The sequence below is a fragment of the Caulobacter sp. ErkDOM-E genome (genome assembly GCF_048541895.1).
In the GTDB taxonomy this organism is placed as follows: domain Bacteria; phylum Pseudomonadota; class Alphaproteobacteria; order Caulobacterales; family Caulobacteraceae; genus Caulobacter.
This window is the reverse complement of the sequence record NZ_CP183331.1, coordinates 1,005,101-1,027,943: the sequence shown is the minus strand read 5'-3', so window position 1 is coordinate 1,027,943 and position 22,843 is coordinate 1,005,101. Positions and strand designations below refer to the sequence as shown.

The 22,843-nt window shown below is 65.4% G+C and carries 16 protein-coding genes; 6 read left to right on the top strand and 10 right to left on the bottom strand.

Annotation, left to right across the window (positions count from 1 at the left end; translation table 11 throughout):
* Positions 1–6 precede the first annotated feature (6 nt).
* The 6 genes from fliG to ACN2C7_RS05065 form a co-directional block, all read right to left on the bottom strand.
* Positions 7–1,029, bottom strand: coding sequence for a flagellar motor switch protein FliG (gene fliG, locus ACN2C7_RS05090; protein WP_419320236.1), 1,023 nt, complete (start codon positions 1,027–1,029; stop codon positions 7–9).
* The gene (fliF, locus tag ACN2C7_RS05085; protein ID WP_419320235.1) at positions 1,029–2,678 is read right to left on the bottom strand and encodes a flagellar basal-body MS-ring/collar protein FliF; all 1,650 of its coding nucleotides are present in this window, start codon (positions 2,676–2,678) and stop codon (positions 1,029–1,031) included. The genes fliG and fliF overlap by 1 nt, the downstream gene beginning before the upstream one ends.
* Before the next feature lie 246 nt (positions 2,679–2,924).
* Positions 2,925–3,206 (bottom strand): DUF1153 domain-containing protein, encoded by a 282-nt coding sequence (locus tag ACN2C7_RS05080; RefSeq protein WP_062148715.1) that lies wholly within the window; start codon positions 3,204–3,206, stop codon positions 2,925–2,927.
* A 168-nt stretch (positions 3,207–3,374) separates the two neighbouring features.
* On the bottom strand, positions 3,375–5,084 hold the full coding sequence (flgE, locus tag ACN2C7_RS05075) for a flagellar hook protein FlgE (RefSeq protein WP_419320234.1): 1,710 nt from the start codon (positions 5,082–5,084) through the stop codon (positions 3,375–3,377).
* 131 nt (positions 5,085–5,215) lie between these two features.
* Positions 5,216–5,953: a flagellar hook assembly protein FlgD gene (locus ACN2C7_RS05070; RefSeq protein WP_419320232.1), complete on the bottom strand. Its 738-nt coding sequence runs from the start codon at positions 5,951–5,953 to the stop codon at positions 5,216–5,218.
* A 14-nt stretch (positions 5,954–5,967) separates the two neighbouring features.
* Positions 5,968–7,680 carry a flagellar hook-length control protein FliK gene (locus ACN2C7_RS05065; protein ID WP_419320230.1) on the bottom strand — a complete coding sequence of 571 codons (1,713 nt, stop codon included), beginning with the start codon at positions 7,678–7,680 and terminating at the stop codon, positions 5,968–5,970.
* Positions 7,681–8,083: 403 nt separating this feature from the next.
* Here ACN2C7_RS05065 and flgK point away from each other — a divergent pair, with 403 nt between their 5' ends.
* From flgK to mnmA, 3 genes are read left to right on the top strand one after another with little or no spacing between them, the layout of a single operon-like run.
* Positions 8,084–10,192, top strand: a complete 2,109-nt coding sequence (gene flgK / locus ACN2C7_RS05060) for a flagellar hook-associated protein FlgK (protein WP_419320229.1) — start codon at positions 8,084–8,086, stop codon at positions 10,190–10,192.
* A 9-nt stretch (positions 10,193–10,201) separates the two neighbouring features.
* A complete protein-coding gene (locus tag ACN2C7_RS05055) occupies positions 10,202–11,122 on the top strand; it encodes a flagellin (protein WP_419320228.1) in 921 nt (306 codons plus the stop codon).
* 34 nt (positions 11,123–11,156) lie between these two features.
* Complete coding sequence (gene mnmA, locus ACN2C7_RS05050) at positions 11,157–12,365, top strand: tRNA 2-thiouridine(34) synthase MnmA (protein ID WP_419320227.1); 1,209 nt, start codon at positions 11,157–11,159, stop codon at positions 12,363–12,365.
* 1 nt (position 12,366) lies between these two features.
* Here the strand turns inward: mnmA and ACN2C7_RS05045 are convergent, their stop codons facing one another.
* Positions 12,367–13,449, bottom strand: coding sequence for a hypothetical protein (locus tag ACN2C7_RS05045; protein ID WP_419320226.1), 1,083 nt, complete (start codon positions 13,447–13,449; stop codon positions 12,367–12,369).
* Positions 13,450–13,597: 148 nt separating this feature from the next.
* Positions 13,598–14,065 (bottom strand): Lrp/AsnC ligand binding domain-containing protein, encoded by a 468-nt coding sequence (locus ACN2C7_RS05040; RefSeq protein WP_419254370.1) that lies wholly within the window; start codon positions 14,063–14,065, stop codon positions 13,598–13,600.
* Between the two features lie 433 nt (positions 14,066–14,498).
* Between ACN2C7_RS05040 and putA the strand changes: the two genes are divergently transcribed.
* The 3 genes from putA (at position 14,499) to ACN2C7_RS05025 (ending at position 20,695) form a co-directional block, all read left to right on the top strand.
* Positions 14,499–17,588, top strand: a complete 3,090-nt coding sequence (gene putA, locus ACN2C7_RS05035) for a bifunctional proline dehydrogenase/L-glutamate gamma-semialdehyde dehydrogenase PutA (protein WP_419320225.1) — start codon at positions 14,499–14,501, stop codon at positions 17,586–17,588.
* Between the two features lie 95 nt (positions 17,589–17,683).
* On the top strand, positions 17,684–19,003 hold the full coding sequence (locus tag ACN2C7_RS05030; RefSeq protein ID WP_419320223.1) for a glycoside hydrolase 5 family protein: 1,320 nt from the start codon (positions 17,684–17,686) through the stop codon (positions 19,001–19,003).
* A 72-nt stretch (positions 19,004–19,075) separates the two neighbouring features.
* Positions 19,076–20,695 (top strand): carboxylesterase/lipase family protein, encoded by a 1,620-nt coding sequence (locus ACN2C7_RS05025; RefSeq protein ID WP_419320222.1) that lies wholly within the window; start codon positions 19,076–19,078, stop codon positions 20,693–20,695.
* Here the strand turns inward: ACN2C7_RS05025 and ACN2C7_RS05020 are convergent.
* Both ACN2C7_RS05020 and ACN2C7_RS05015 read right to left on the bottom strand, forming a co-directional pair.
* Complete coding sequence (locus ACN2C7_RS05020; RefSeq protein ID WP_419320221.1) at positions 20,692–21,099, bottom strand: hypothetical protein; 408 nt, start codon at positions 21,097–21,099, stop codon at positions 20,692–20,694. The two genes, ACN2C7_RS05025 and ACN2C7_RS05020, sit on opposite strands and share 4 nt — an antisense overlap.
* Positions 21,100–21,276: 177 nt before the next feature.
* On the bottom strand, positions 21,277–22,761 hold the full coding sequence (locus ACN2C7_RS05015) for a hypothetical protein (protein WP_419320220.1): 1,485 nt from the start codon (positions 22,759–22,761) through the stop codon (positions 21,277–21,279).
* Between the last annotated feature and the right edge of the window lie 82 nt (positions 22,762–22,843).

Below are 22,843 nucleotides of genomic sequence, written 5' to 3'. Positions count from 1 at the left end.
TCTCCCCTAGTAGATCAGCTCATCGTCGCTGCCCGAGCCGGCCAGCATGATTTCGCCCTTGGCGGCCAGGTCCTTGGCGACCTGAACCATCGCCACCTGGGCCTGGTCGACGTCCTTCAGACGCACCGGACCCATGCTCTCCATGTCTTCGCGCATGATCTTCGACGCACGTTCAGACATGTTGGAGAAGAACATCTCGCGCAGCTTGTCCGAGGCGCCCTTCAGGGCCAGGGCCAGCTGTTCCTTGCTGGTGGCGCGCAGCAGGGTCTGGACGCCGCCTGGATCCAGCTTGGACAGGTCTTCGAACACGAACATCAGGGCGCGGATACGCTCGGCGGCCTCGCGATTGCGCTCTTCCAGGGCGGCGATGAAGCGGGCCTCGGTCTGACGATCGAAGTTGTTGAAGATCTCGGCCATCATCTCGTGGCTGTCGCGCTTGGACGTGCGCGCCAGGTTGGACATGAATTCGGTGCGCAGGGTCTGCTCGATCTTGTCGAGGATCTCGCGCTGCACCGGCTCCATCCGCAGCATGCGGGTGACGCATTCCAGGGCGAAGTCTTCCGGCAGGGACGCCAGCACGCGGGCGGCGTGGTCGGACTTCACCTTGGACAGCACCACGGCGACGGTCTGGGGGTATTCGTTCTTCAGATAGTTGGCGAGCACCGCCTCGTTCACATTGCCCAGCTTGTCCCACATGGTCCGACCCGCAGGACCGCGGATCTCTTCCATCAGGGCGTCCACCTTTTCAGGCGGCATGAACGAGTTCAGCAGGCGCTGGGTCTGCTCGTACGAACCCATGATCGCGCCCGTCGAGCTCATGCCCGAGACGAACTCGACCAGCAGCTCTTCGACGACCGACGCCGAGACCGTGCCCAGGCCGGCCATGGCCTGAGAAACTTCCTTGATCTCCTCGTCATCCAGGGCTTCCCAGATGCGGGTGTGATCTTCGCCAAGCGACAGCAAAACGATCGCGGCCTTTTCAGGTCCGGCCAGTTTGCTCACATCGTTGACGGACGCTTTCATGGCCATCAGGTCGACTCGTGCAGCCAGGTGCGCAGGATCGCGACCGATTCATCAGGATGCTTGTCGACGAACTCGGACACCCGCTTGATCGAGGAGGCCTTCACCTGACCCTCGATCTTGGCGATGTCGATGCGCTGGTCGATCTCGGCGCCGGGTCCAGCGATGGCCATCGGCTCGCCGGACTTGTCGATCACAACTTCCTGGGTCGAGCCGTCCGAGAGGGTGACCATGCGGGTCACCTGTGGCGCGCCCAGCGTGATCTGCTGCGGTGAGGGCGTCATCATGTTTTTCACGAACGGGCGGACCGCGAACAGCAGGATCAGGATGGCCACGATGCCCAGCACGGCCAGCTCAGCGATGCGCATGATATCGTTCTTGCCAAAGGCCGCCAGCAGTCCGTCCTTGCCCAGCGCCTGGTCCTCAGGCTGCGGGAAGCGGATATTGGTCACCTTGACCTGGTCGCCTCGCGCGGCGTCGAAGCCGATGGCGGTCTTGACCAGATCTTCCAGCTGGGCGCGCTCTTCCTCGGTGCGGGGCGTATAGGCGCCGGGCTTGCCGTCCTTGCCTGCCGGGGCGGTGACGCCATCGATCGCAACGGCCACGGCCAGCTTCTTGATCGTGCCCGGCTCGGTCACCTCGGTGCGGACCGATTTGGAGATCTCGTAGTTGGTGACGCTCTCGTTGTTACCCGTGCGCGAGCCCAGCTGCTGGAAGCCGTTGGCGCCGCCGCCGCCCGGGATGTTCTGGGCCGCCGTAACGCCGTTATTGTCGTCGTTTTTGGTTTCGCTGCTGTTGGCTTCGTTGGTGCTTTCCGAACGGATCACCTGGCCCTCGGGATCGAACTTCTCTTCCTGGACGGTGATGCGGTTCAGATCGAGCTCAGCGGTGACATTGACGCGCACCTTGCCGGGGCCCAGCACGCCTTCGATCATGTCCTTGACGGTCTTGGCGATGCGGGCCTCGGCCTCGGACTTGCGATCCTGGGCCAACTGACCGGCCAGGCTTTCGTCGCTGGCGGCCGACAGGGTCTTGCCGTGCTGGTCGATGACGTTGACCTTTTCCGGCTTCATGCCGGCGACGGATCCCCCGACCAGATTCTGCACGGCTCGGACCATCTCGGCCGACGGCTCGCGGCCGCCCGTGCTGATGGTGACGGCGGCCGAGGGTTGCTCGGCGTCCTCTTCAAAGATCTGGCGCTTGGGCAGCACCAGGTGGACCCGGACCGAATTGACGCCCTGCCACTCCTTGATGGTGCGCTCAAGCTCGCCCTGCAGGGCGCGCTGACGGTTCAGCTGCTGGACAAAATCGGTCTGGCCCAGGGCGTTGCTGCTGTCGAAAATTTCGTAGCCGACCGAGCCGGAGGTCACCAGACCCTTGCCGGCGACCAGCAGGCGGGCCGAGGCGACCTTGTCGCGCGCCACCATGATGGTCGAGCCATCGCCCTTGGTCTCGTACTTCACACCGGCCTGATCCAGGGCCTGGGTGACTTCCGAAGCTTCCTTCAGGTCGAGGTTGGAATACAGGAGCTCAGTAGGCTCCTTGCCCATGAACATGACCAGGGCGACCAGAATGGCGACCACGCCGGCGCCCACGCCGATCAGAGCGGCGAGCCGGCCAACGCCGAACCTCTGTATCGCGCTCAGAAAGCTATCCACTCAGGCCAATCCCCCAGAAAGCCACCCCGACGGGGGACAATGGCGCCGGTTGCCTGCAGGCTTCCGTCGCTAGGCAGGATTTACCCAGTTCAAGGTAAACGAGGCGTTTATATTTGGCGGACCCGAGCCGGTCCTGAAGCGCCAAAACGTCGCGGCCGCGCCCTGGGAAGGGCGCGGCCGCTGAACGTTCCAGAACAGGCCTCCAACCACCAACGGCCGGAAAACCCATATCTTTCAAGCCCGCCGTTAGCGGTACTGCTGGAGCCGGGTGGTCCGCAGACCCGCCAGGCCATGCTTGTCGATCGATTGCTGCCAATTGAGGAATTCCTCATTGGTCAACTTGTATCGATCGCACGCTTCGTCGAGCGAGAGCAGACCCCCGCGAACGGCGGCGACTACCTCGGCTTTCCGCCGGATCACCCAACGCTGGGTTTCCGGAGGCGGCAAGTCGGAGAGAGTTAGAGGCGCACCGGTCGGACCGATAACGTACTTCTCACCCCGGCTGTTCGTGCGCTGCTGCTGCAACATGGCTTTACGCCTTTCCCACAACCATCACTGTTGAAGGTCACTATAGGCGCCAGCCAATAACAGCGGCTTAATTCCAATAGTAAAGAAAGGCCTAAACACCAGCTTCCCCCTGAAGTCTTTAGTGTGCCGATGTGGAACACGGCTATTAAATCGAGTTAATACCTATAACTATCGCTTAATGCTCAAGAGTTCCTCAAGCATCTGGTCAGCCGTCGTGATGATTTTTGATGAAGCGGAGTAGGCTCTCTGTGTCGTGATCAGTCCGGTGAACTCAGTGGACAGATCGACAGTCGATGCCTCCAGTGTGGAAGGCGCGATGACACCAGCACCACCCTGCCCTGGGGTCTTCAGGCTGTAGGTGCCGCTCTCGTTGGTCACGCGGTAAGCATTGCCATTCACGCCCTTCAGGCCGTTGGCGTTCGAGAAGGTCGCAACGGCGACCTGGGCAATCCGGCGGGTGACGCCGTTGTCGAAGATCGCCGAAACATAGCCCTCGTCGTCGACCTCGATATTGGTCAGGTTGCCAAAGGCGGTGCCGTTGGTGTTGACCGACTGGACCACCGACTGGCTGTTGAACTGGGTCAGGCCGCCAGCGGCGTTGGCCAGGTCAATCTGGATGCTCTGAGCGTCGATGCCCAGGGCGTCGGCCCAGCGCGGCGGCTCAGGCGTCGGCGGCAATGTCGGGGCGGGAGCGACGTAGTTGGGATCCGAGGCGCCGATCGAGATCGAGGTCGGCGTGGTGCCGCCAAACAGGTTGCCGACGGTGGAAAGCTTGCCATCCGTCGTGAAAACCACCTTGCCCGAGCTGATCTGGCCGTTGGGATAGTTGTCCAGGTCGCCGGGCTTGGCGCGAATTTCGGCGAACCATTCATTGGGGCCGTTGCCCTTCAGCAGGGAAAGAGTGACCGTGCGCTGGCCACCCTTGGAGTCCGAAACCGGAACCTGGATTTCGAAGTCCGGCTTGACGCCCTTCAGCGGGTCAAGGGCGTAGTCGGACATGGAGTTGTTGCCGGCGTCGTAGATGTTGCCGGCAATGACTTCCGCATCTGTGTTCATGCCGAACGCCGTCAGCGTCACAGTCGGCGTCGCCGCGCCGGTGCCGCTGGTTTCCACGTTTGGCATGGTGCCGGGCAGGGTGCTGCTGACGAAGGCGCCGGTGGTGGTGTCATAGACGTTCTGACCGGCGGCGACGAGGACGCCAGCCTTGCGGATTTCGACGTCATAGGTGCCGTCGGTGCCGGTCGCAGCGTAGGCGACGGTGTAGTTGGCGTTCGTCGGGGTGCTGTCGGCGATGGCGTTCTTGGTCAGGATGACCTTCGATTGGGGCGAAATCGGCTGTTCCGAGCGCAGGTTGGCGTTGACGGCCGCGCGGGTGGTCTTTTCGGCCGTGCCGCCGACGGTGCCGACATTGATCGAGTCCAGCTGGGTCAGGTCCGACGGGTCGGGCGTGATGTCGCCGGTCACCGGGTCGGCCAGCCAGCCTTGCAGATAGAGGCCGGCGTCGTTCTTCAGATAGCCCAGATTGTCCAGCTGGAACGAACCGGCGCGGGTGAACGAGCGGGTGTCAGTGGCAGTCAGGCCTTCCGGCTTTTCGGTGCCGACGAAGAACCCCGAGCCGGAGATCGACAGGTCAAGATTGGATGTCGAGGACTGGGTCAGGCCCTGTTGGGTGATGAACTGGTGGGTCAGCGCCTTGACGCCACCAGCGCTGTAGGTCGCGTTCTTGCTCTGCGCGGTGACCAGGGTCGAGAAGTTGGCGGTGGAACGCTTGTAGCCAACCGTGTTGACGTTGGCGATGTTGTCCGAGATCGCAGCCAGGGCGGACGAGTTGGCGATGAGGCCCGAGACGCCCGAAAGCATGGCGCTGTTGATGCTCATGACGAAATTCCTGCGTTGAATATCAAATGACTGGGGGTTCAGCGCGGTTTGCGTTTGGGCTCGGCGGAAACCATTTCCGGGGAGAGCCGCGTCGGCGTCATTCTGACGCCCGGTTCATCGGGTGGTGACGGTTAGGCCGCAGCCGCCGTCGCGTTGGGTGTTGTGGTGTTGGCGGTCGTCGTGGCCGCCGGAGTCGGGGCCGGAGGGTTGGTGACGCCGATCACGGAATCGACCGGGTACTTCGCGCCGCCGATGGTCACCATGTTCTGGCCGCTATCATTGGTGATGGCCGTCACGATGCCCTCGATACGACCTTTCGACGTCGCGGGGATCGTGCTGCCTTCGCCGTCCTTGGCGGTGATCTTCAGGGTGTAGGCGCCGCCTGCGGGCTGGGCGGTGCCGTCATCGCTCTTGCCGTCCCATTCAAGAGTGTGATCCCCCTTGGACATATCCTCGGGCAGTATGGTCCTGATGGTCTTGCCATACTTGTCGATGACCTCGACCTTCACACTGCTGGCCGCGCGGCTCTGTTCGTAAGACCAGGTGGCCTCGCCGTCCTTGAGCACGGCCTTGTCGGTTTCGACTGTGGCCAGCTTGTCCATCATGGCGACGGCCTGGGTCATGCCGCCGTCGTTCATGCCCACCAGGGCCGCCAGCAGGTCATTGGTGACCAGTTGCTGCTCGACGCCCGTCATCTGGACGATCTGACCCGTGAAGGCGTTGGAATCCATTGGCGACAACGGATCCTGATTCTTCATCTGGGTGGTCAGCAGCTTGAGGAAGGTCTCCTTGCTGCTGGCCAGGGTGTTGCGGGAGTTGTTGATCTTGTCGAGCGTTGCGTTGGAGCCCGAAACTGCGGCGGTGGCCATGGCGCGGTCTCTCTCTAAATTCTGATGTCCAGACCGCTGTCGGGGGCCATTCGAAGCCCGGGCAGCAGATCTGAAGCGGAAAGGATGGGAGCGTCGTCGTTCTGGGCGGACTGGAAGGCCTTGCCCGACCAGGCCCGGCGGCCGTCTTCGCCGCCGTTGAAATTGAAGAAGGCGTTCTGGCCGTTCTGGCCGCCCTGGCTGGACACATCGAAGCGCAAGGCGTTGTCGGCGATCGTGAAGCCGGCCTGCGACAGGGCCTGGCGCAGCTCGGCCGACTTGCTTCGCAGTTCGGCGGCCGCCTGGGCGGTGTCGAAGGCCATCGAAGCGGTCAGCGCGCCGTGACGGCCGATCTCGATGCGAACATCAACCTTGCCCAGGCCTTCCGGCGTCAGGGCCACGTCAAAGCGCGTGGTCTGGGCGTCGAGCTTCTTGAGGATCTCGGCCGAAAGCTGAGCCACCGTCTCCGGCGAACCGCGCGTCTCGGCCCGCAGGGCCGGAGCGACCTCAGGGCCGGCGGCGACGGTCGCGGCCGTGGTCTGCGAGATCGTGGGGGCATCCGGGGTCGCCGCGGCGTCGATGGCGCCGGCGCTCAGCGCCTCCGCGCTGGCCTGACCCTGACCCTGACCGCCTTGTTGGGCGTCACCACCCTGATCGGCGCCAGCCTGGTCGGCGAGCGAAGCGGTCTCGACACCCGCGATCTTGACGGTTTCAGCTTCGGTTGACGCGGCAGGTTCGGCATCGATCGGTGCGATCGTGGCCGTCGCGACCTTCGTGACGGTCTCGGCTGCGGCCTGGGCGACGACCTTTACGGTCTCCTCGGCCGGCGGGGCGGTTTCGACGACAGGCGCGGCGACAACCGGCGAGGCTTCGACCTCGGCGGCGATAACAACGGGCTCTGCGGTGATCGTCACGTCGACCGCAGGCGCGGCGACGGCCGGAGCGGCCTGGAGCGCCGGCTTGGCGGCGACGGTCGGTGTCTGAGTGGCCTGTGCAGCCAGAGCGGCGATGTCGACGCCGGCGTCTTCCGCCGCGATCGGCGCTTCCAGCAGGGCGCTCTCGGGAATATCGATTGTGGCCGTCGCGGCAGGCGCCGAAGCGGCGCCCCTCGCATCGGCGACAGGCGGCGTAACGACGCCCTGGCCCGTGGTCGCCGCTTCGGCGAGCGTGGGGGCGATCAGCGACGCAGCGTCAAGGGCGGCTTCGCTCGGGGCTGGAACGGCTGCTGAGAGTGCTTGAGAAGCGACCAAGTCGGAAGGGATCGGCGCCGGTGCGGAAACGAGGGACGCTGTAGCGTCAACATCCGGAAGGGTGGAGGCGACAAAGGTCTCTTCCGTCTGCGGCATCATCGCCGCGACGAGGGTGGCAGCGGCCAGCCCGGCCGCTTCGGCCTGGGCGGCGGCCTCTGCGACGTCTTCCGCTGCCGCGTCCTCAGCGGCGTCCTCAGCGGCGTCCTCAGCGGCGTCGCAAGCCTGAGCCTGGGCTGCGGCGGCGGCGGCCTCTTCTGCCTTGGCGGACGCAGTGTCAGCCCTTGCGGCCTTGTCGGCGAGGTCGGCCTTGTCGGCGGTCTTGCTCGCCCCTTGGGTCGGAGCGTTCCTGGGCGGGGCCGGCTCGTCACTCGCCGTCATAACAGCGAGAAGCGCATCAAAGCCTTGATCCACGCCCTGACCGCCAGCGCCCGATGAGGGGCTGAAGGAAGGTGTGGCGGCGGTGGCGGCGATCACGGTCATTCGTGGGCTCGGTCCGTTGAGTGCAGCGGTTCATGACGAACGCGCCTTTGTCTGGACCTCCCTGAGCAACCGTTGGGCCAACCCGCTATTGCAGATTATCATGTTGTTTTTATTGACTTTAATTCCTTGTTTATAACTTGAAATCGTCGGTCGGCGGCGCTTTTTGCCGAGTCGAATGGGGTTGTCAGGGGCGTGGCTTGCCGCGTCGCCCGGTCGCGCCCCCACTTGGCGCCCTCCTTGCGCATCACAACTTGCCGAATAGCCGGCGCTTGGAACAAAATGCCATGAATTTCAGTGGCTTGGCACATATCGAGGGCTTTGGCCCCTCCCCCGCCCGGCACTTTTCGCCGGGCAAGGGCGCGTCGCGTGGTTCGCGGATTGCCGGGCTGTCGGGAGCGTTCGCGTGACTCTGAATTCCATCATGAACACGGCGAGCTCGGGGATGATGGCGGCCCAAACGGGTCTGCGCGTCGTCTCGGACAATATCGCCAACGTCAACACCTCGGGCTACGTCCGCAAAACGATCAGCCAATCGAACCTGATCTCGAACGGCGTGGGCGTCGGCGTCAGCATAGACGCCATCAAGCGCGCGACCGACCGCTTCCTGCAGTCGGCCAGCCTGAACGCGATATCCGACGCCGGCCGGGCCTCGGCTCTGTCCGAAAACCTGAACACCGCCCAGAACCTGTTTGGCGACCCCAGCGGCGACAACAGCTATTTCGGCAAGCTGGACGACATCTTCTCGGCATTCTCCAAGGCCTCGGATGACCCATCCTCGAGCCTGCTGCGCACCCAGGCCCTGACGCGGGTCGACGATTTCCTGGGCGAGTCGAGCCGGATCACCTCAACCCTCTCCAGCCTGGGTAAGGACGCCGACAACCGGATCGTCTCCGACATCGAGCGGGTCAACGACCTGCTGCAGCAGATCAACACGCTCAACACCGATATCACCCGGGCCAAAGTGGCCGGCGCCGATGGCACGGGCTCGGAGAATGTCCAGAGCGGCCTGATTGACGAGCTTTCGAGCCTGATGAACATCCAGGTCAGCCAGCGCGCCAACGGCGGCGTCATCGTGCGCTCGACCGAGGGTCTCAGCCTGGCCGGCGACGGCGCGGCGGTGATCTCGTATCAGAAGTCGAGCACGGCGACCGGTTTCCTGCAGGTCATCCAGGCCAATGGCGGCGACATCCCGGTCGCGCTCAACATCTCCAGCGGCGAGCTCAAGGGCCTGCTGGACCTGCGCAATACCGAGCTGCCCAATCTGTCCGACCAGCTGGGCGAGTTCGTCACCCGCGCGTCGGAAGAGCTGAATCGCGCCTCCAACGCCGCCTCGTCCGTACCGGCCCCGTCCTCGCTGACCGGTCGCAATACCGGCCTGGACGAAGCCACCGCGCTCGACCACTTCACCGGCAAGACCACGATCGCCATCACCGACTCCAGCGGCGTCATCCAGCGAAAGGTCGAGATCGATTTCGACCTGGGCACGATGACGGTAAATGGCGCGGCAGGCCCCAGCTTCACCAACACCGACTTTATCGCCCAATTGAACACTGCCCTGGCCGGCCAGGGCACGGCCTCGTTCGGCAACGGCGCCCTGAGCCTCAGCGCCAGCGCCGGCAACGGGGTGGTGGTCGCCGACGACCCGACCACGCCGTCCAACAAGATCGGCAAGGGCTTCAGCCACTTCTTCGGCCTTAACGACATCGTCCAGACCAAGAGCTTCTCGCCCTACGAGACAGGCCTGACCGCCAGCGATCCGCACGGCTTCACGACTGGCGACGTGATCACCCTGCGCCTGACCGACACCGACGGCGGCCGCATCCGGGACGTCAACGTCTCGGTGCCCGCCGGCGCCACGATGCAGGACCTGATGGACTCGCTGAACGCCCGCAACGGCGGCGTAGGGCTCTATGGAACCTTCGCCCTGGACGCCAAGGGCGCGATGAACTTCACGTCCTATTCCGGCTCGACGGTCAGCCTCTCGGTAGCCTCGGACGACACCGAGCGCGGCATGGGCGGACCGTCGATCACCCAGCTGTTCGGCGTAGGGCCCGCCGAACGCAGTACCCGCGGTGAGCGTTTCGTCGTCAATCCGGCCATGGATCAGGACCCCACCCGCCTGCCCTTCGCCAAGCTGAACCTCTCGGCGGGCGCCGGGGTGATCGCCCTGGCCGTCGGCGACGGACGCGGCGCCCTGGCCCTGGCCAAGGCAGGCGACACCATGGCGGATTTCGCCGCCGTTGGCGGCGCCTCGGCTACCAAGACCAGCCTGCTGCGCTACGCCGCCGATTTCAGCGGCTCGATCGCCCGCAAGGCCGCCGCCGCCGAAAGCCGCAAGGACGCCGCCGAAGCGGTGGCTATCGAGGTCGACACCCAGCGCCAGGGGCAGGAGGGGGTCAATCTCGACGAGGAACTGATCAATCTCACCACCTATCAGCAGGCGTTCAACGCCTCCGCCCGCCTGATCCAGGCGACCAAGGACATGTACGATGTCCTCGTGAACATCCTCTGAGGCTGACCGATGACCCGCGTCTCAACCGGCTCCAACTACAGCATCATGACCAGCAACCTGATGCGCGCCCAGCAGCGTCAGAACATACTGGGCGAACAGGTCGCCAGCCAGAAGGTCGCCAACGACCTGAAGGGCTATTCCAAGAACGCCGAGGTGCTGACCGCCATGCGCAGCGCACAGGCGAAGATCGAGGGCCTGATCGACCAGACCAAGCTGGTCGCCAACCGGCTGGACATGCAGGACACGGGCATAGGCCAGGTCGCGGACGGCATCCAGACCGGGCGGGCGGCGATCGAGAACGCCATGGCGGCCGGCGGCGCGACCCTGATGCAACAGCTGGAAGCGGCCTTCAGCAACGTCACCCAGGGCGTCAACACCAAATCCAATGGCCGCTACGTGTTCGCCGGCGCCTTGACCGACACCGCCCCGACCACCGCCAACTCCATGGCCGACCTGACCGTCGCGCCGACGACGGCCGACCTCTTCAAGAACGACACCTATATCGCCACCAACCGCATCGACCAGCAAACCACGGTGCAAACCGGCGTCCTGGGTGACGCCCTGGCCACCAAGGCCTTCGACGCCTTCAAGCAGGTGCAGGCCTATGTCGAGGCCAATGGTCCGTTTGGCAGCCCCCTGACCAGCACCCAACACACCTTCCTTGAAGGCATGGTCGGCACCTTCAAGGCCGCCCATACCGATGCTCTCAACACGCAGGGCAAGAATGGCCTGGTCCAGAAGCGTTTTGAGAACGCCGGCGTTGAGCTCAAGGACCAGGCCGACACCTTGACCGGCATGGTCGGCGGCATCGTCGATGTCGACATGGCCGAGGCCGTGACCCGGCTCGAAGCCGCCCAACTGGCGGTCCAGGCTGCGGCCCAGGTGTTCGCCAGCCTGCAGAGCTCGTCGCTGTTGAACGTTCTGAAGTAGGGCAAACCTCGCAAAGCCGGCCCTGAAGCGCTATATGGCCGCGATGGACGCCGACATTCTCGATCATGCCCTTCCCGGGGCCCTGGCCGACCGCGCAGTCGAGATGGCTCGCGACGCGGTGGGGCTTGCTGCGGGCGCTCGCGTCGTTGTGGCGATGTCGGGCGGCGTGGATTCCACGGTCACTGCGGCCCTGCTGGCCCGGGCAGGCTATGACGTGGTCGGTGTCACCCTTCAGCTCTATGACCACGGGGCGGCCATCGCCAAGAAGGGCGCCTGCTGCGCGGGCCAGGACATCATGGACGCCCGGATGGCCGCCGAACGGATCGGCATCCCGCACTACGTCCTCGACTACGAAAGCCGCTTCAAGGAGCAGGTGATCGAGGAATTCGCTGACGCCTATCTGCGCGGCGAGACGCCGATCCCCTGCGTGCGTTGCAACCAGACGGTCAAGTTCCGCGACCTGCTGGACGTGGCCCGCGACCTGGGCGCCGAGGCCATGGCCACCGGCCACTATGTCCAGCGCGGCATGTCCGGAAACCGGCCGCAGCTGCGCCGGGCCGGCGATCCGTCGAAAGACCAGAGCTATTTCCTGTTCGCCACCACGCGCGACCAGCTGGATTTCCTGCGCTTCCCGCTGGGCGACATGCCCAAGAGCGAGGTGCGTCGCGTCGCCGCCGAGCTGGACCTGGCCATCGCCGACAAGCCCGACAGCCAGGACATCTGCTTCGTGCCCGAAGGCAAATACACCACGGTGATCGACCGCATCCGCCCGCACGGCGCGATCCCGGGCGACATCGTGCACATGGACGGCCGCGTTCTCGGCCGGCACGAGGGCGTCACCCGCTACACCATCGGCCAGCGCCGGGGCCTGAACATCGCCGTCGGCGATCCCCTGTTCGTGGTCCGCATCGACGCCGACCAGCGCCAGGTGATCGTCGGCCCGCGCGAGGCGCTGCTGACAGCCTCGCTGGTGCTCAAGGAAGGCAACTGGCTGGGCGGCCAGGACAGCCTCGAGGCTGCAGCGGAAGCCGGCCAACCCGTCCTGGCCCGCGTGCGCTCAACCCGCGAACCGGTGCCGGGGCGTCTTGCGATGGTCGACGGCGAGCTGCGCGTAGTGTTCGACACCCACGAAGAGGGCGTCGCCCCGGGTCAGGCCTGCGTGCTCTACGACCCCGCCGATCCGGATCGGGTGCTGGGCGGCGGCTTCATCGCCAGCACCGTACGGGCGCAGGTCGCGGTTTAGCCTAGTCGAGGGGGCAATCAGCGATGTAGCCCCAGCGCCAACCAAGCCAACCCGGATAGACTTTCAAGCAGACAGCCGCGCCGGGCGCGGCGTTAGCGAAGCGCTGTTTGCTTAGATCCACATCCTCAAATTGCTCACCACCCAGAGACCGCGCCCGCAGCGTTACGACTGGATGCTTGTCGTCGCTGTCACTACGATTGATCACGGTCGTTCGGATCAATTCCGACTTGCTGCGATCAAGCAGGACGTTCGCAAAGCTGATCGATCCCCACGCCCACGAGTATATTGGCACGCCGACAACAGCAGCGACGAGAACGGTCTTCCACCATCGGTTCTCTCCCGCAAGCCGAGCGGAGACCAAGGCCGCCAGCAAGGCAGCGCCGCCGGCCGCCCAATATCCTGGCCATGGGTCGAAGGTTTGGATATCGAGCATCGCGCGCAGTGCGATAACGATTGAGGCCAAGAGCGCGAGGGCAAACGGCCACACAACGACAGAAAACATGCTCCGCCAGCGTCGAAAGATCGCGGCAACGACCAAGGGCATGAGACCCAAAACGCAGATCGCCAGCTCATACGGCTTAGGCCAAAACAACGCCCAGATCATGACGCCGATGGTCAAGAGGGAGAGCCATCGGTCCGATCTTCTTAGTCTCGACAGGGTCTCTCGCCTTTGCGCAACGGTATCGCCGAACCGCGCGTCGGCCTCCAGCTTCGCCTCTTCGGCCAGCGCCTTCTCCGCGTCGAAGTTCTTCAACGTATTGAGCCAGGCCACCCAGGCCGGGTTGGACAGCACCTTCCAGGTAACTTCGAAGTCTTGCTTTTCGCCATGGCGCGAACACAGGATCAGACCGTTTTCACCCCGCCGAATGCCGGTGACATCAGCACGATTCAAAATCTGAATGCCGAATAGTTTTCGGACCTCGACGCGGTCGTGCAGCAGAAGAGTGCGCTCGACATGAACCGAGATCGCGCCGTGCAGTAGACAGAAGAACCCGAATGCAAAGCCTCCGGCGAAAGCCAGCTTTTTCCAGAGCTCAGGCTCGAAAAGCAGGAAGCCGACCGCAGCAAGCGCAGCCACCGGCATGGCCAGCCCACACCCGACGGTCGTAGCCCACACCTTTATTGGGGACGCCCGCACCTCACCGTCTGGCGCGATGCCCCTCGCCCTTCGGACTCTCGCCAAACTCGCCCCCGACGCTCGCGATGATTGTGTTCGGGGTAACCCACAACGCCTAAAGCGGCAACTGCACCGTGCTCTTGACCTCTTCCAGCACGGCATAGGTCCGCGTCTCGCGCACGCCGGGCATCTTGACGAGGATGTCGCCCAGAAAGCCGCGATAGGCCTCCATGTCGCGCACCCGGGCCTTGATCAGATAGTCGAAGCCGCCGGCCACCATGTGGCACTCCAGGATTTCCGGGGCGCGGCGGACGGCGGCGGCGAAATCCTCGAACACTTCGCCGGTCGTGCGCTCCAGCATCACCTCGACGAAGATCAGCAGGGCGCGATCGACCTTGGCCGGGTCCAGCAGCGCCGCATAGCCGGTGATGAAGCCGCGCTCGCGCAGGCGTCGTACTCGGTCGAAGGTGGCGGCCGGCGACAGGTTGCACTGCTTGGCCAGCTCGGCATTGGTGATGCGGCCATCGGCCTGCAGAACCCTCAACAGGCGGCGATCGGTGTCATCAAGAGCGGAACTGGCCATTCGCGCCTTTCCTCGAAGATTGTTCGTAAAATTGTCACGTAAAGCAAAGCACATTCAGAAAACATGCGGCTATACCACACAGCGTCCTAGCCGGTTCCGCCCCGCCGTTTCTCCAGACGGCGCCCGGAATCCGCGAAGACCCTGTCCCCGCCTGATTGGGGACACCAGCGGCGCCTTTCCCCCAGGGCGCCGCCGAGAGCGGAAGGGACGCGCGTCTCCCCCCTAGTCGCGTCCCTTCCCACCTCTCTCTTTCAAGGTCATTCTGCCGCCAGGTCCTGCGTCGCTACGCCGCCCGGCAGAGCCGCCTGGAGAAAAAGCGCCAAATGGGGCCATTGCGCTGAAGTTTCTACGGTCTGATTTCGCGACAAACGAAGCACATTCGCATCAGGCCTCCATATACCGTTGATCATCATTCCACCCCAAGGGTAAGCGCATGACCGACTGGGACAGCCTCGACAACGGCAAGTATCGCGACGAAGCCGCCGTGATCGGCGATCTTCTGGCTGCCGAGGCGATGACCTCCGAAGATCGCGCCGCCGTCCGCGCCGAGGCCGAGGCCCTGGTGCGCGGCGCCCGCCGCAGCGTTCGCAAACAGGGCGTGGTCGAAAGCTTCCTGCAGGAGTTCAGCCTGGGCACCCGCGAGGGTCTGGCCCTGATGTGCCTGGCCGAGGCCCTGCTGCGCACCCCCGACGACGACACCCGCGACAAGCTGATCGCCGAGAAGATCGGCTCGGCCGATTGGGCCAGCCACCTGGGCGGCTCCGACAGCCTGTTCGTCAACGCCTCGACCTGGGGCCTGATGCTGACCGGCAAGATCGTCGAGCCCGACGACCAGGCCCAGAAGGACCTGCCCGGCTTCATCAAGAAGATCGCCGGCCGCCTGGGCGAGCCCGTCATCCGCGCCGCTGTCGGCCAGGCCATCCGCATCATGGGCGAGCAGTTCGTGCTGGGCCGCACCATCGAGGCGGCCATCAAGCGCGCTGCGCAGGACAACGACATCTGCAGCTTCGACATGCTGGGCGAAGGCGCCCGCACCGCCGCCGATGCCGAGCGTTATGAAAAGTCCTATGCCGACGCCATACTGACAGTCGGCAAACTGTCGAACGGCGTCGGCCCAGAGGCCGGCCATGGCGTGTCGGTCAAGCTGTCGGCCCTGACCCCGCGCTACGAAGCGACGCAGGAAGCCCGCGTCTGGGACGAACTCTATCCGCGCGTCCTGCGCCTGGCCCTGATCGCCGCCAAATACGACATCAACTTCACCATCGACGCCGAGGAAGCCGACCGTCTGGCGCTGTCCCTGAAGCTGCTGGACCGCCTGTGCCGCGAGCCGGAGCTGGGCGCGTGGACCGGTCTTGGCCTGGCCGTCCAGGCCTACCAGAAGCGTTGCCCCGAGGTGATCGCCCGCCTGTCCGCCCTGTCGCAGGAGACCGGCCGTCGCCTGATGGTGCGCCTGGTCAAGGGCGCCTATTGGGATAGCGAGATCAAGCGCGCCCAGGTCGCCGGCCGCCCGGACTATCCGGTCTATTCGACCAAGCCCGCCACGGATCTTTCTTACCTGGTCTGCGCCAAGGCCCTGGTCGAGGCCGCGCCGCACCTCTACGCCCAGTTCGCCACCCACAACGCCCACACATTGGCGGCCGTGGTGCGGATGGCCAAGAACGCCGGCGTGAAGATCGAGCACCAGCGCCTGCACGGCATGGGCGAGGCTCTGTATAAGGCCGCCGACGACCTCTATGACGGCATCGTCCTGCGCGCCTACGCCCCGGTGGGCGGCCACGAAGACCTGCTGCCCTATCTGGTCCGCCGCCTGCTGGAAAACGGCGCCAATACCAGCTTCGTCCACGCCCTGCTCGACGAGCGGGTGCCGGTGGAAAAGGTGGTCGTCGACCCGATAGACGCCGTCGAGGCCCATCCCGACCGTCACGCCAAGATCCCGACCCCGATCGAAGTCTATGGCGATCGCCGCCGGAACAGCGCCGGCGTCGATCTTTCCATCAAGGCCGACCGCGAGCGCCTCTCCGCCGCCGTGACGGCGCTGGACGCCCTGACCCTGTCAGCAGGCCCGCTGATCGGCGGCCGGATGACGGCCGGCGCCGCGCCGCAGCCGGTGGTCAGCCCTTCCGATGAAGGCCGGGTCGTGGGGGTGGTCTCCGAGGCCCAGCTGCCGCAGATCGACCAGGCCTTCAGTCTGGCGCGCGCCGCCCAGCCGGCGTGGGATCGTTCGGGCGGCGCCGCCCGCGCCAAGGTCCTGCGGGCCATGGGCGACGCCCTGGAAGCCAATATCGACCGCCTGATCGCCATCCTGTCGCGCGAAGCCGGCAAGACGCTGTCGGACGGCATCGCCGAGGTGCGCGAGGCCGTCGACTTCTGCCGCTACTATGCGGTGCTGGCCGAGGATCAATTCGGCGAGGGCGAACTGCTGAAAGGCCCGGTCGGCGAGACCAATGTCCTGCGCCTGGCCGGTCGCGGCGTCTTTGTCTGCATCAGCCCTTGGAACTTCCCGCTGGCCATCTTCACCGGCCAGATCGCCGCAGCGCTCGCCGCCGGCAACGCCGTGCTGGCCAAGCCCGCCGAACAGACCCCGCTGATCGCCATGGAGGCCGTGAAGCTCTATCACGCCGCAGGCCTGGACCCCCGCCTGCTGGCCTTGCTGCCGGGTCGGGGCGAGACCGTCGGCGCCGTGCTGACCGCCCACGATGAGCTGGACGGCGTGGCCTTCACCGGCGGCACCGATACCGCCTGGCGCATCAACCAGACGCTCGCCCAAAGGCAGGGGCCGATCGTCCCGTTCATCGCCGAGACCGGCGGTCTGAACGGCATGTTCGTCGACACCACCGCCCAGCGCGAACAGGTGATCGACGACGTGATCGTCTCGGCCTTCGGTAGCGCCGGCCAGCGCTGCTCGGCGCTTCGTCTGCTGTTCCTGCCGCATGACACCGCCGACCACATCATCGACGGCCTGAAGGGTGCGATGGACGCCCTGGTGCTGGGCGATCCGGCCCTGGCCGTCACCGATGTCGGCCCGGTGATCGACGCCGAAGCCCAGGAAGCGCTGGAAAGGCACAGGGTCCGCCTCAAGCGCGAAGCCAAGATCCTGCACGTCCTGCAGGCCCCCGCCACCGGCGCCTTCTTCGCGCCGGTTCTGGCCGAGATCCCCGCCGCCGACTTCCTGGAGCGCGAGGTGTTCGGCCCCATCCTGCACGTGGTGCGCTACGCCCCCGAAGACCTGGAACAGGTCGCCGGCGCGCTCGCGGCCCGCCGCTATGGCCTGACCCTGGGCATCCACTCGCGGATCGAGAGCTTCGCGGCCGACGTCCAGCGCCTGGTCCCGGCCGGCAACACCTATGTGAACCGCTCGATGACCGGCGCCGTCGTCGGCGTCCAGCCGTTCGGCGGCGAAGGCCTGTCAGGCACCGGCCCCAAGGCCGGCGGCCCCCATGCCCTGCTGCGTTACGCGGTCGAGCGGGCGGTCAGCGTCAACATCACGGCGCAGGGCGGCGATCCGGCGCTGCTGAATCTGTAGTCACGCGACAACCGTCACCAGGCGGTTGTTAGCGGTATCGAGACACGGCATGGTCCTCCGGCACGCGCCCGCAGAGCGCGTTCCGGAGGACGCCCATGCCCCTTTCCCGCCGCGCGCTTCTGGCCGCTCTCGCAGCTTCGCCCGTTCTGGGCGCGGCCGCCGCCAAGCCCAAGGGCTTCGTGGGCGTAGCCGACGGCAAGCTTGTCCTGGACGGCAAGCCCTACCGCTTCGTCGGGAGCAATCTCTGGTACGGCGCGTGGCTGGGCTCGCCCGCCGCCTATGGCGACCGGGCGCGGCTGGGACGCGAACTGGACAAGCTGAAAAGCCTTGGCGTCACCAACCTGCGGGTCCTGGGCTCGGGCGAGACGTCGCCGGCCAAGGTGGCGATGGATCCCACCTTCCGCGGCCCCGGCGAGGATTACAGCGCCGACCTGCTGACCGGCCTGGATGTCCTGCTGGCCGAGATGGCAAAGCGCGACATGAAGGCCGTGATCTATCTCAACAACTTCTGGGACTGGTCAGGCGGCATGCCGGCCTATCTGAACTGGACCGGGAACGGGACCTGGTTCCAGCAGGGCGACCCGGCCCATCCCTGGCCGGAATATCCCGACTATTCGGCCCGGTTCTATGGCGACGCCAAGGCCAACGCCCTGTTCCGCCACTACATCAAGGCCGTGGTCGGCCGCACCAGCACCGTCACCGGCAAGCCCTATCGCGACGACCCGACGATCATGGCCTGGCAACTGGCCAACGAGCCGCGTCCGGGTGGCACGGAAGCGTTCGGGGTCGCGAACCTGCCGACCTATTACCGCTGGATCGACGAGACGGCGGCCTACATCAAGACCATCGATCCCAAGCACCTGGTCTCGACCGGCAGCGAAGGCGCCATGGGCTGTTTGGAGCGCGAGTCCTGCGTGGTCGAGGCGCATAGGCCCGCCGCCATCGACTACATGACCCTGCACGTCTGGCCCAACAACTGGAGCTGGATAGACTTCAAGAACCAGCCCGGGACCTACGAGGCGGGCGAAGCCAAGTGCCGCGAGTACGTCACCCGCCACATCGCCCTGGCCAAGGGCCTGAACAAGCCGCTGGTCATCGAGGAGTTTGGCCTGATCCGCGACGACCGCGCCTTCACGCCCGGCGCGCCGGCGACGTACAAGGATCGCTTCTACCAGACGATCTTCGACCTGACCCTGGCCGACATGAAGGCCGGCGGCCCGGTGGCCGGAACCAACTTCTGGGCCTGGAATGGCGAGGGCCGCGCCCAGCAGCCCGACGCTTGGTTCAAGCGCGGCGACACCCACTTCGTCGGCGATCCGCCGCAGGAGGAACAAGGCCTGTTCGGCGTGTTCGACGCGGACGTTTCGACCCTGGCGGTGATCAAGGCTCACGCCGGCGCGATCGCTCGCCTGTAAATCCTGTCCACCGGTGTCATGGGCTGTGATACCTCTGCCTCCAAGCTCGCCAGAAGCCGCCGGAGGATACCCATGGACACCCGCCACACCCTCGACCGGCGCGACCTGCTGATCGCCGCCGGCGCGGCGGCTCTGGCCCCATCGGCTACCTTCGCGGCCGGCGCGGCGCGCTCACCGGTCGTGGCGACAGCGGCGGGCAAGGTGCGCGGGGCGAGCGGCGACGGGGTCCATGTCTTCAAGGGCCTGCGCTACGGGGCGGACACCGGCGGCGCGCGGCGGTTCATGCCGCCGGTCAAGCCGCTGCCCTGGACTGGCGTCCAGGACGCCCTGACCTATGGCGCGGCCTCAATGCAAACCGGCAAGGGCGAGGACGGCGAGGCGCTGTCGGAAGACTGCCTGTTCCTGAATGTCTGGACGCCCGCCAAGGCTGAAAAACGCGGCCTCGCCGACGGCGGCAAGCGGCCGGTGATGGTCTATATCCATGGCGGCGCCTATAACGGCGGCTCGGGCGGCAGCCCGCTGTATGACGGGACCAGACTGGCCAAGCGCGGCGACGTGGTGGTGGTCACCGTCAATCACCGGCTCAACGCCTTTGGCTATCTGTATCTGCCACGTATCTTCAATGACCCCAGCGTCGCCGACAGCGGCAATGTCGGTCAGATGGACCTCGTGCTGGCCCTGCAATGGGTGCGCGACAACATCGCGGCGTTCGGCGGCGATCCGGGCAATGTCACGGTGTTTGGACAGTCCGGCGGCGGGGCCAAGATCGCCACCCTGATGGCCATGCCGGCGGCCAAGGGCCTGTTCCACCGCGCCGCCACCATGAGCGGCCAGCAGGTCACGGTGGGCGGTCCGTTCAACGCCACAAAGCGGGCGCAGCTGTTCCTAGACAAGCTGGGGATCCGCGAGCTGGCCCAGCTGCGCGCCCTCCCCGCCGACCAGATGCTGAACGGCCTGAAGGCGGTTGACCCCGTGGCGGGCTCGGGCGGCGTCTATATGGGTCCGGTGCTGGACGAGCGCTCCCTGACCCGCCACCCGTTCTTCCCCGACGCCGCGCCCCAGAGTCTGGACGTGCCGATGATGTGCGGCAACACCCACGACGAGACGCGCGGCTTCGTCGGCTATGACAAGACGATGCTGGACATGAGCTGGGACGACGTGGTCGCCCGCCTGCCCGGCCAGTTCAACGCCCGTATCGACATCGACCCGGCCACGGTCGTGGCGGCCTACCGAAAGATTTATCCGGACTATTCACCGGCGGACGTGTTCTTCGCCGCCGGCACGGCGGGCCGCTCGTGGAAGGCGGCGATCATCCAGGCCGAGGAGCGGGCCAGGGCCGGCGCGCCGGCCTACGTCTATCAGGTGGACTGGCGCTCGCCCCGCGACGGCGGCGTCTGGGGCGCGCCCCACACCATCGACATCGCCCTGGTGTTCGGCACGCTGACGGCCAAGGGCTCGCTGGCCGACGGCGGCGCGGGCTCGATCGCCATGTCCAGCCAGATGAGCGACGCCTTCATCGCCTTTGCCCGCACAGGGAATCCCAACTGCGCGGCGATACCGGCCTGGGAGCCCTACACCCTGCCCAGACGCCAGACGATGGTGTTCGACACACCCTCGAAGATGACCGACGATCCGCGCGGGGCGGAACGGGAGCTGTTCAACAAGGTCCCGTTCACCCAGTTCGGGACCTAGGCTGCGACCTCTTCGTCTTCGTCCTCATCTTCATCGTCGGGATCGATCGCGAGGGCGGCGTCGCGCAGCGACTCGGCCTGTTCGGCGATCTCGGCAATGAGGTCATCATCGACGCCAAGGGCTTCGAGAGCGGCGGCCAGATGCCCGATGACCAGGTCCAGTTCGTCGTCGCCCAGACCCAGTTCGCTCAGCCAGGCCAGAGCGGGTTCAACATCGTCGCGGCCGTCGGCGCGGCCGGCGTCCATCGACACCGCCAAGAAGGCGCGCCCGCCCGCCGTGATCACCGGGCCGAACACGTCAGCCAGCCGGTCGTCGGCCTGGGCGCGCTGGAAGAAGTCGTCGAGCGCGGCCTGGGCGATCGTCTCGCCGCCGATGCGCTCATAGGGGGTCAGGTTGCTGGTCATGACATGTCCTCGCCGGAGCCATAAGAGAAACCAAAGCGAACTGGGAACACGACGACGCTAACACGCGCCCCGGCCGGGAGCGTGATGGGCGCATGACAGTGCGGAAGTGATTTTGTGACGCACCTTGACCGGCCGGAATTGAGGCCGAGCGCCGTCGAATGAGCCTGGATCTCGCGGCTAGAAAAAGTCCGGCTCGCCGAGCCGAAGCTGATCCTCGTACGCCGCCAATCCCGAAAGCACTCCCCCGCGCCAGTCAGGATCAATGGTTCGTCCCAGATCAAAGGCAAGCCAGGCATTCATCGGGTCATAGCCAGCGTAGTAGGTGTCTCCGACGTCCTTGTAGACATTGCCGGCCCAAGGATAGGCCGCGATGTGCATCCAATAGTTGTCGACAATATCTACCGGCATCGCATTGCGGATCGCGGCATCCCATTTGCCGGCCTGCGATGTCATCCGAAAAAGGTTCGCGTAGGTCACATAGCGGAAGGTCCCGAACGTCATCCTATCAAGGTCGGTCGCGTTCGCGAGAAACCGCGCGGCTGCCTCGCGATCGCCAGGCGCCTGAGCATCGCCGGCGAGTCCGCCTGAATCCCAGAGCATGTTGGCGGCCGCATCCGCCTTCGCTTTTGTGAAGAGCGGGATAACCTGGCTTCTGACTGTTTGGCCGCGTGGACCGGAGAATTCGCCGCCATACTGCTGTGTCATGGCGAGGAACAGCAACATGACATCCGATGAACGCCCCTCGCTGGACGCGTCCTTCATTGACGCCAGGAGTGCGTCGAAGGTCGGCTTTTCTGGCTTGGCCTTGCCATCGATCCCAGCGAGCGCTTGCCGAAGACCTCGCCCGAACACCGTCTCAGCCTTGGCCCGTTCATAGAGATCGGACGTAAGCCCTCCGGGAAGCGGAAGGCTCATTTCGATCCGGCGGGCGTTCGTGATGGTCAATGTCTTGTGGGCCGCCGTTCCTACCATCCGAATCTCGATCTCAAGACGCGCGGGCAGTGCGGAGCCAGATTTGAGGTCGCGCCTAACCTGGGGATGCAGAGTTTGTGAATTGGCGAAGTATCGCGCCAAGGCTCGGCTTTCGTCGCCGCTTAGAGAGGTTGCAACACCCTGCACCTTCACGACGACCTCGTTGCCCAGTCTGTACTCAGCACCATCAGGGACCTGCCGTCGCTGGAGCCGATCCTTGACCTCGTCCTGAACGCCAAGCTCCGCCTCGGGCCAGTAGGGATTGGCGTCAACTTCCGACGCCTTGGCGGCGGTTAGCACTTGCGCCAGATAGCGCCTGTTTTGGAGTTCCAGCCCGAGGAAGGCCGGAAGAGCGTAACAGCTGAAGCTCTGAAAGATGGGCTTGTCGTCAGACCACGTGAAAACTCGACAAAGGGCGTGATCCAAGAGGGTGTGAGCGCCGGCCTCGACCACGTGGGTGAAGGTCGGAGCAAGGGCCACCGTTGTGGACTTGACCTGCTTGCCGCGCGGGCCTCCGGTCTCCTCAGTTCGAATGTCAAAGACCAGGGCCAGCTCTGGATTCAGCGACCGCGCAGCCCTGACCTGATCGGAACTCCAGTGTGGCGGCGCCAGGACGTCAGCCGCCCAGGTGGGCCACGCGAAAGACGACGCCGCGACGACCGCCGCAGCCAACCTTGTCAGAGACCGCACTCAACACCCCCGGCGCACTCACGCGGTCAGATAGCGGCAGAGCGAATCGACGATTGCAATCTCTAATTGACATCGCCAACGA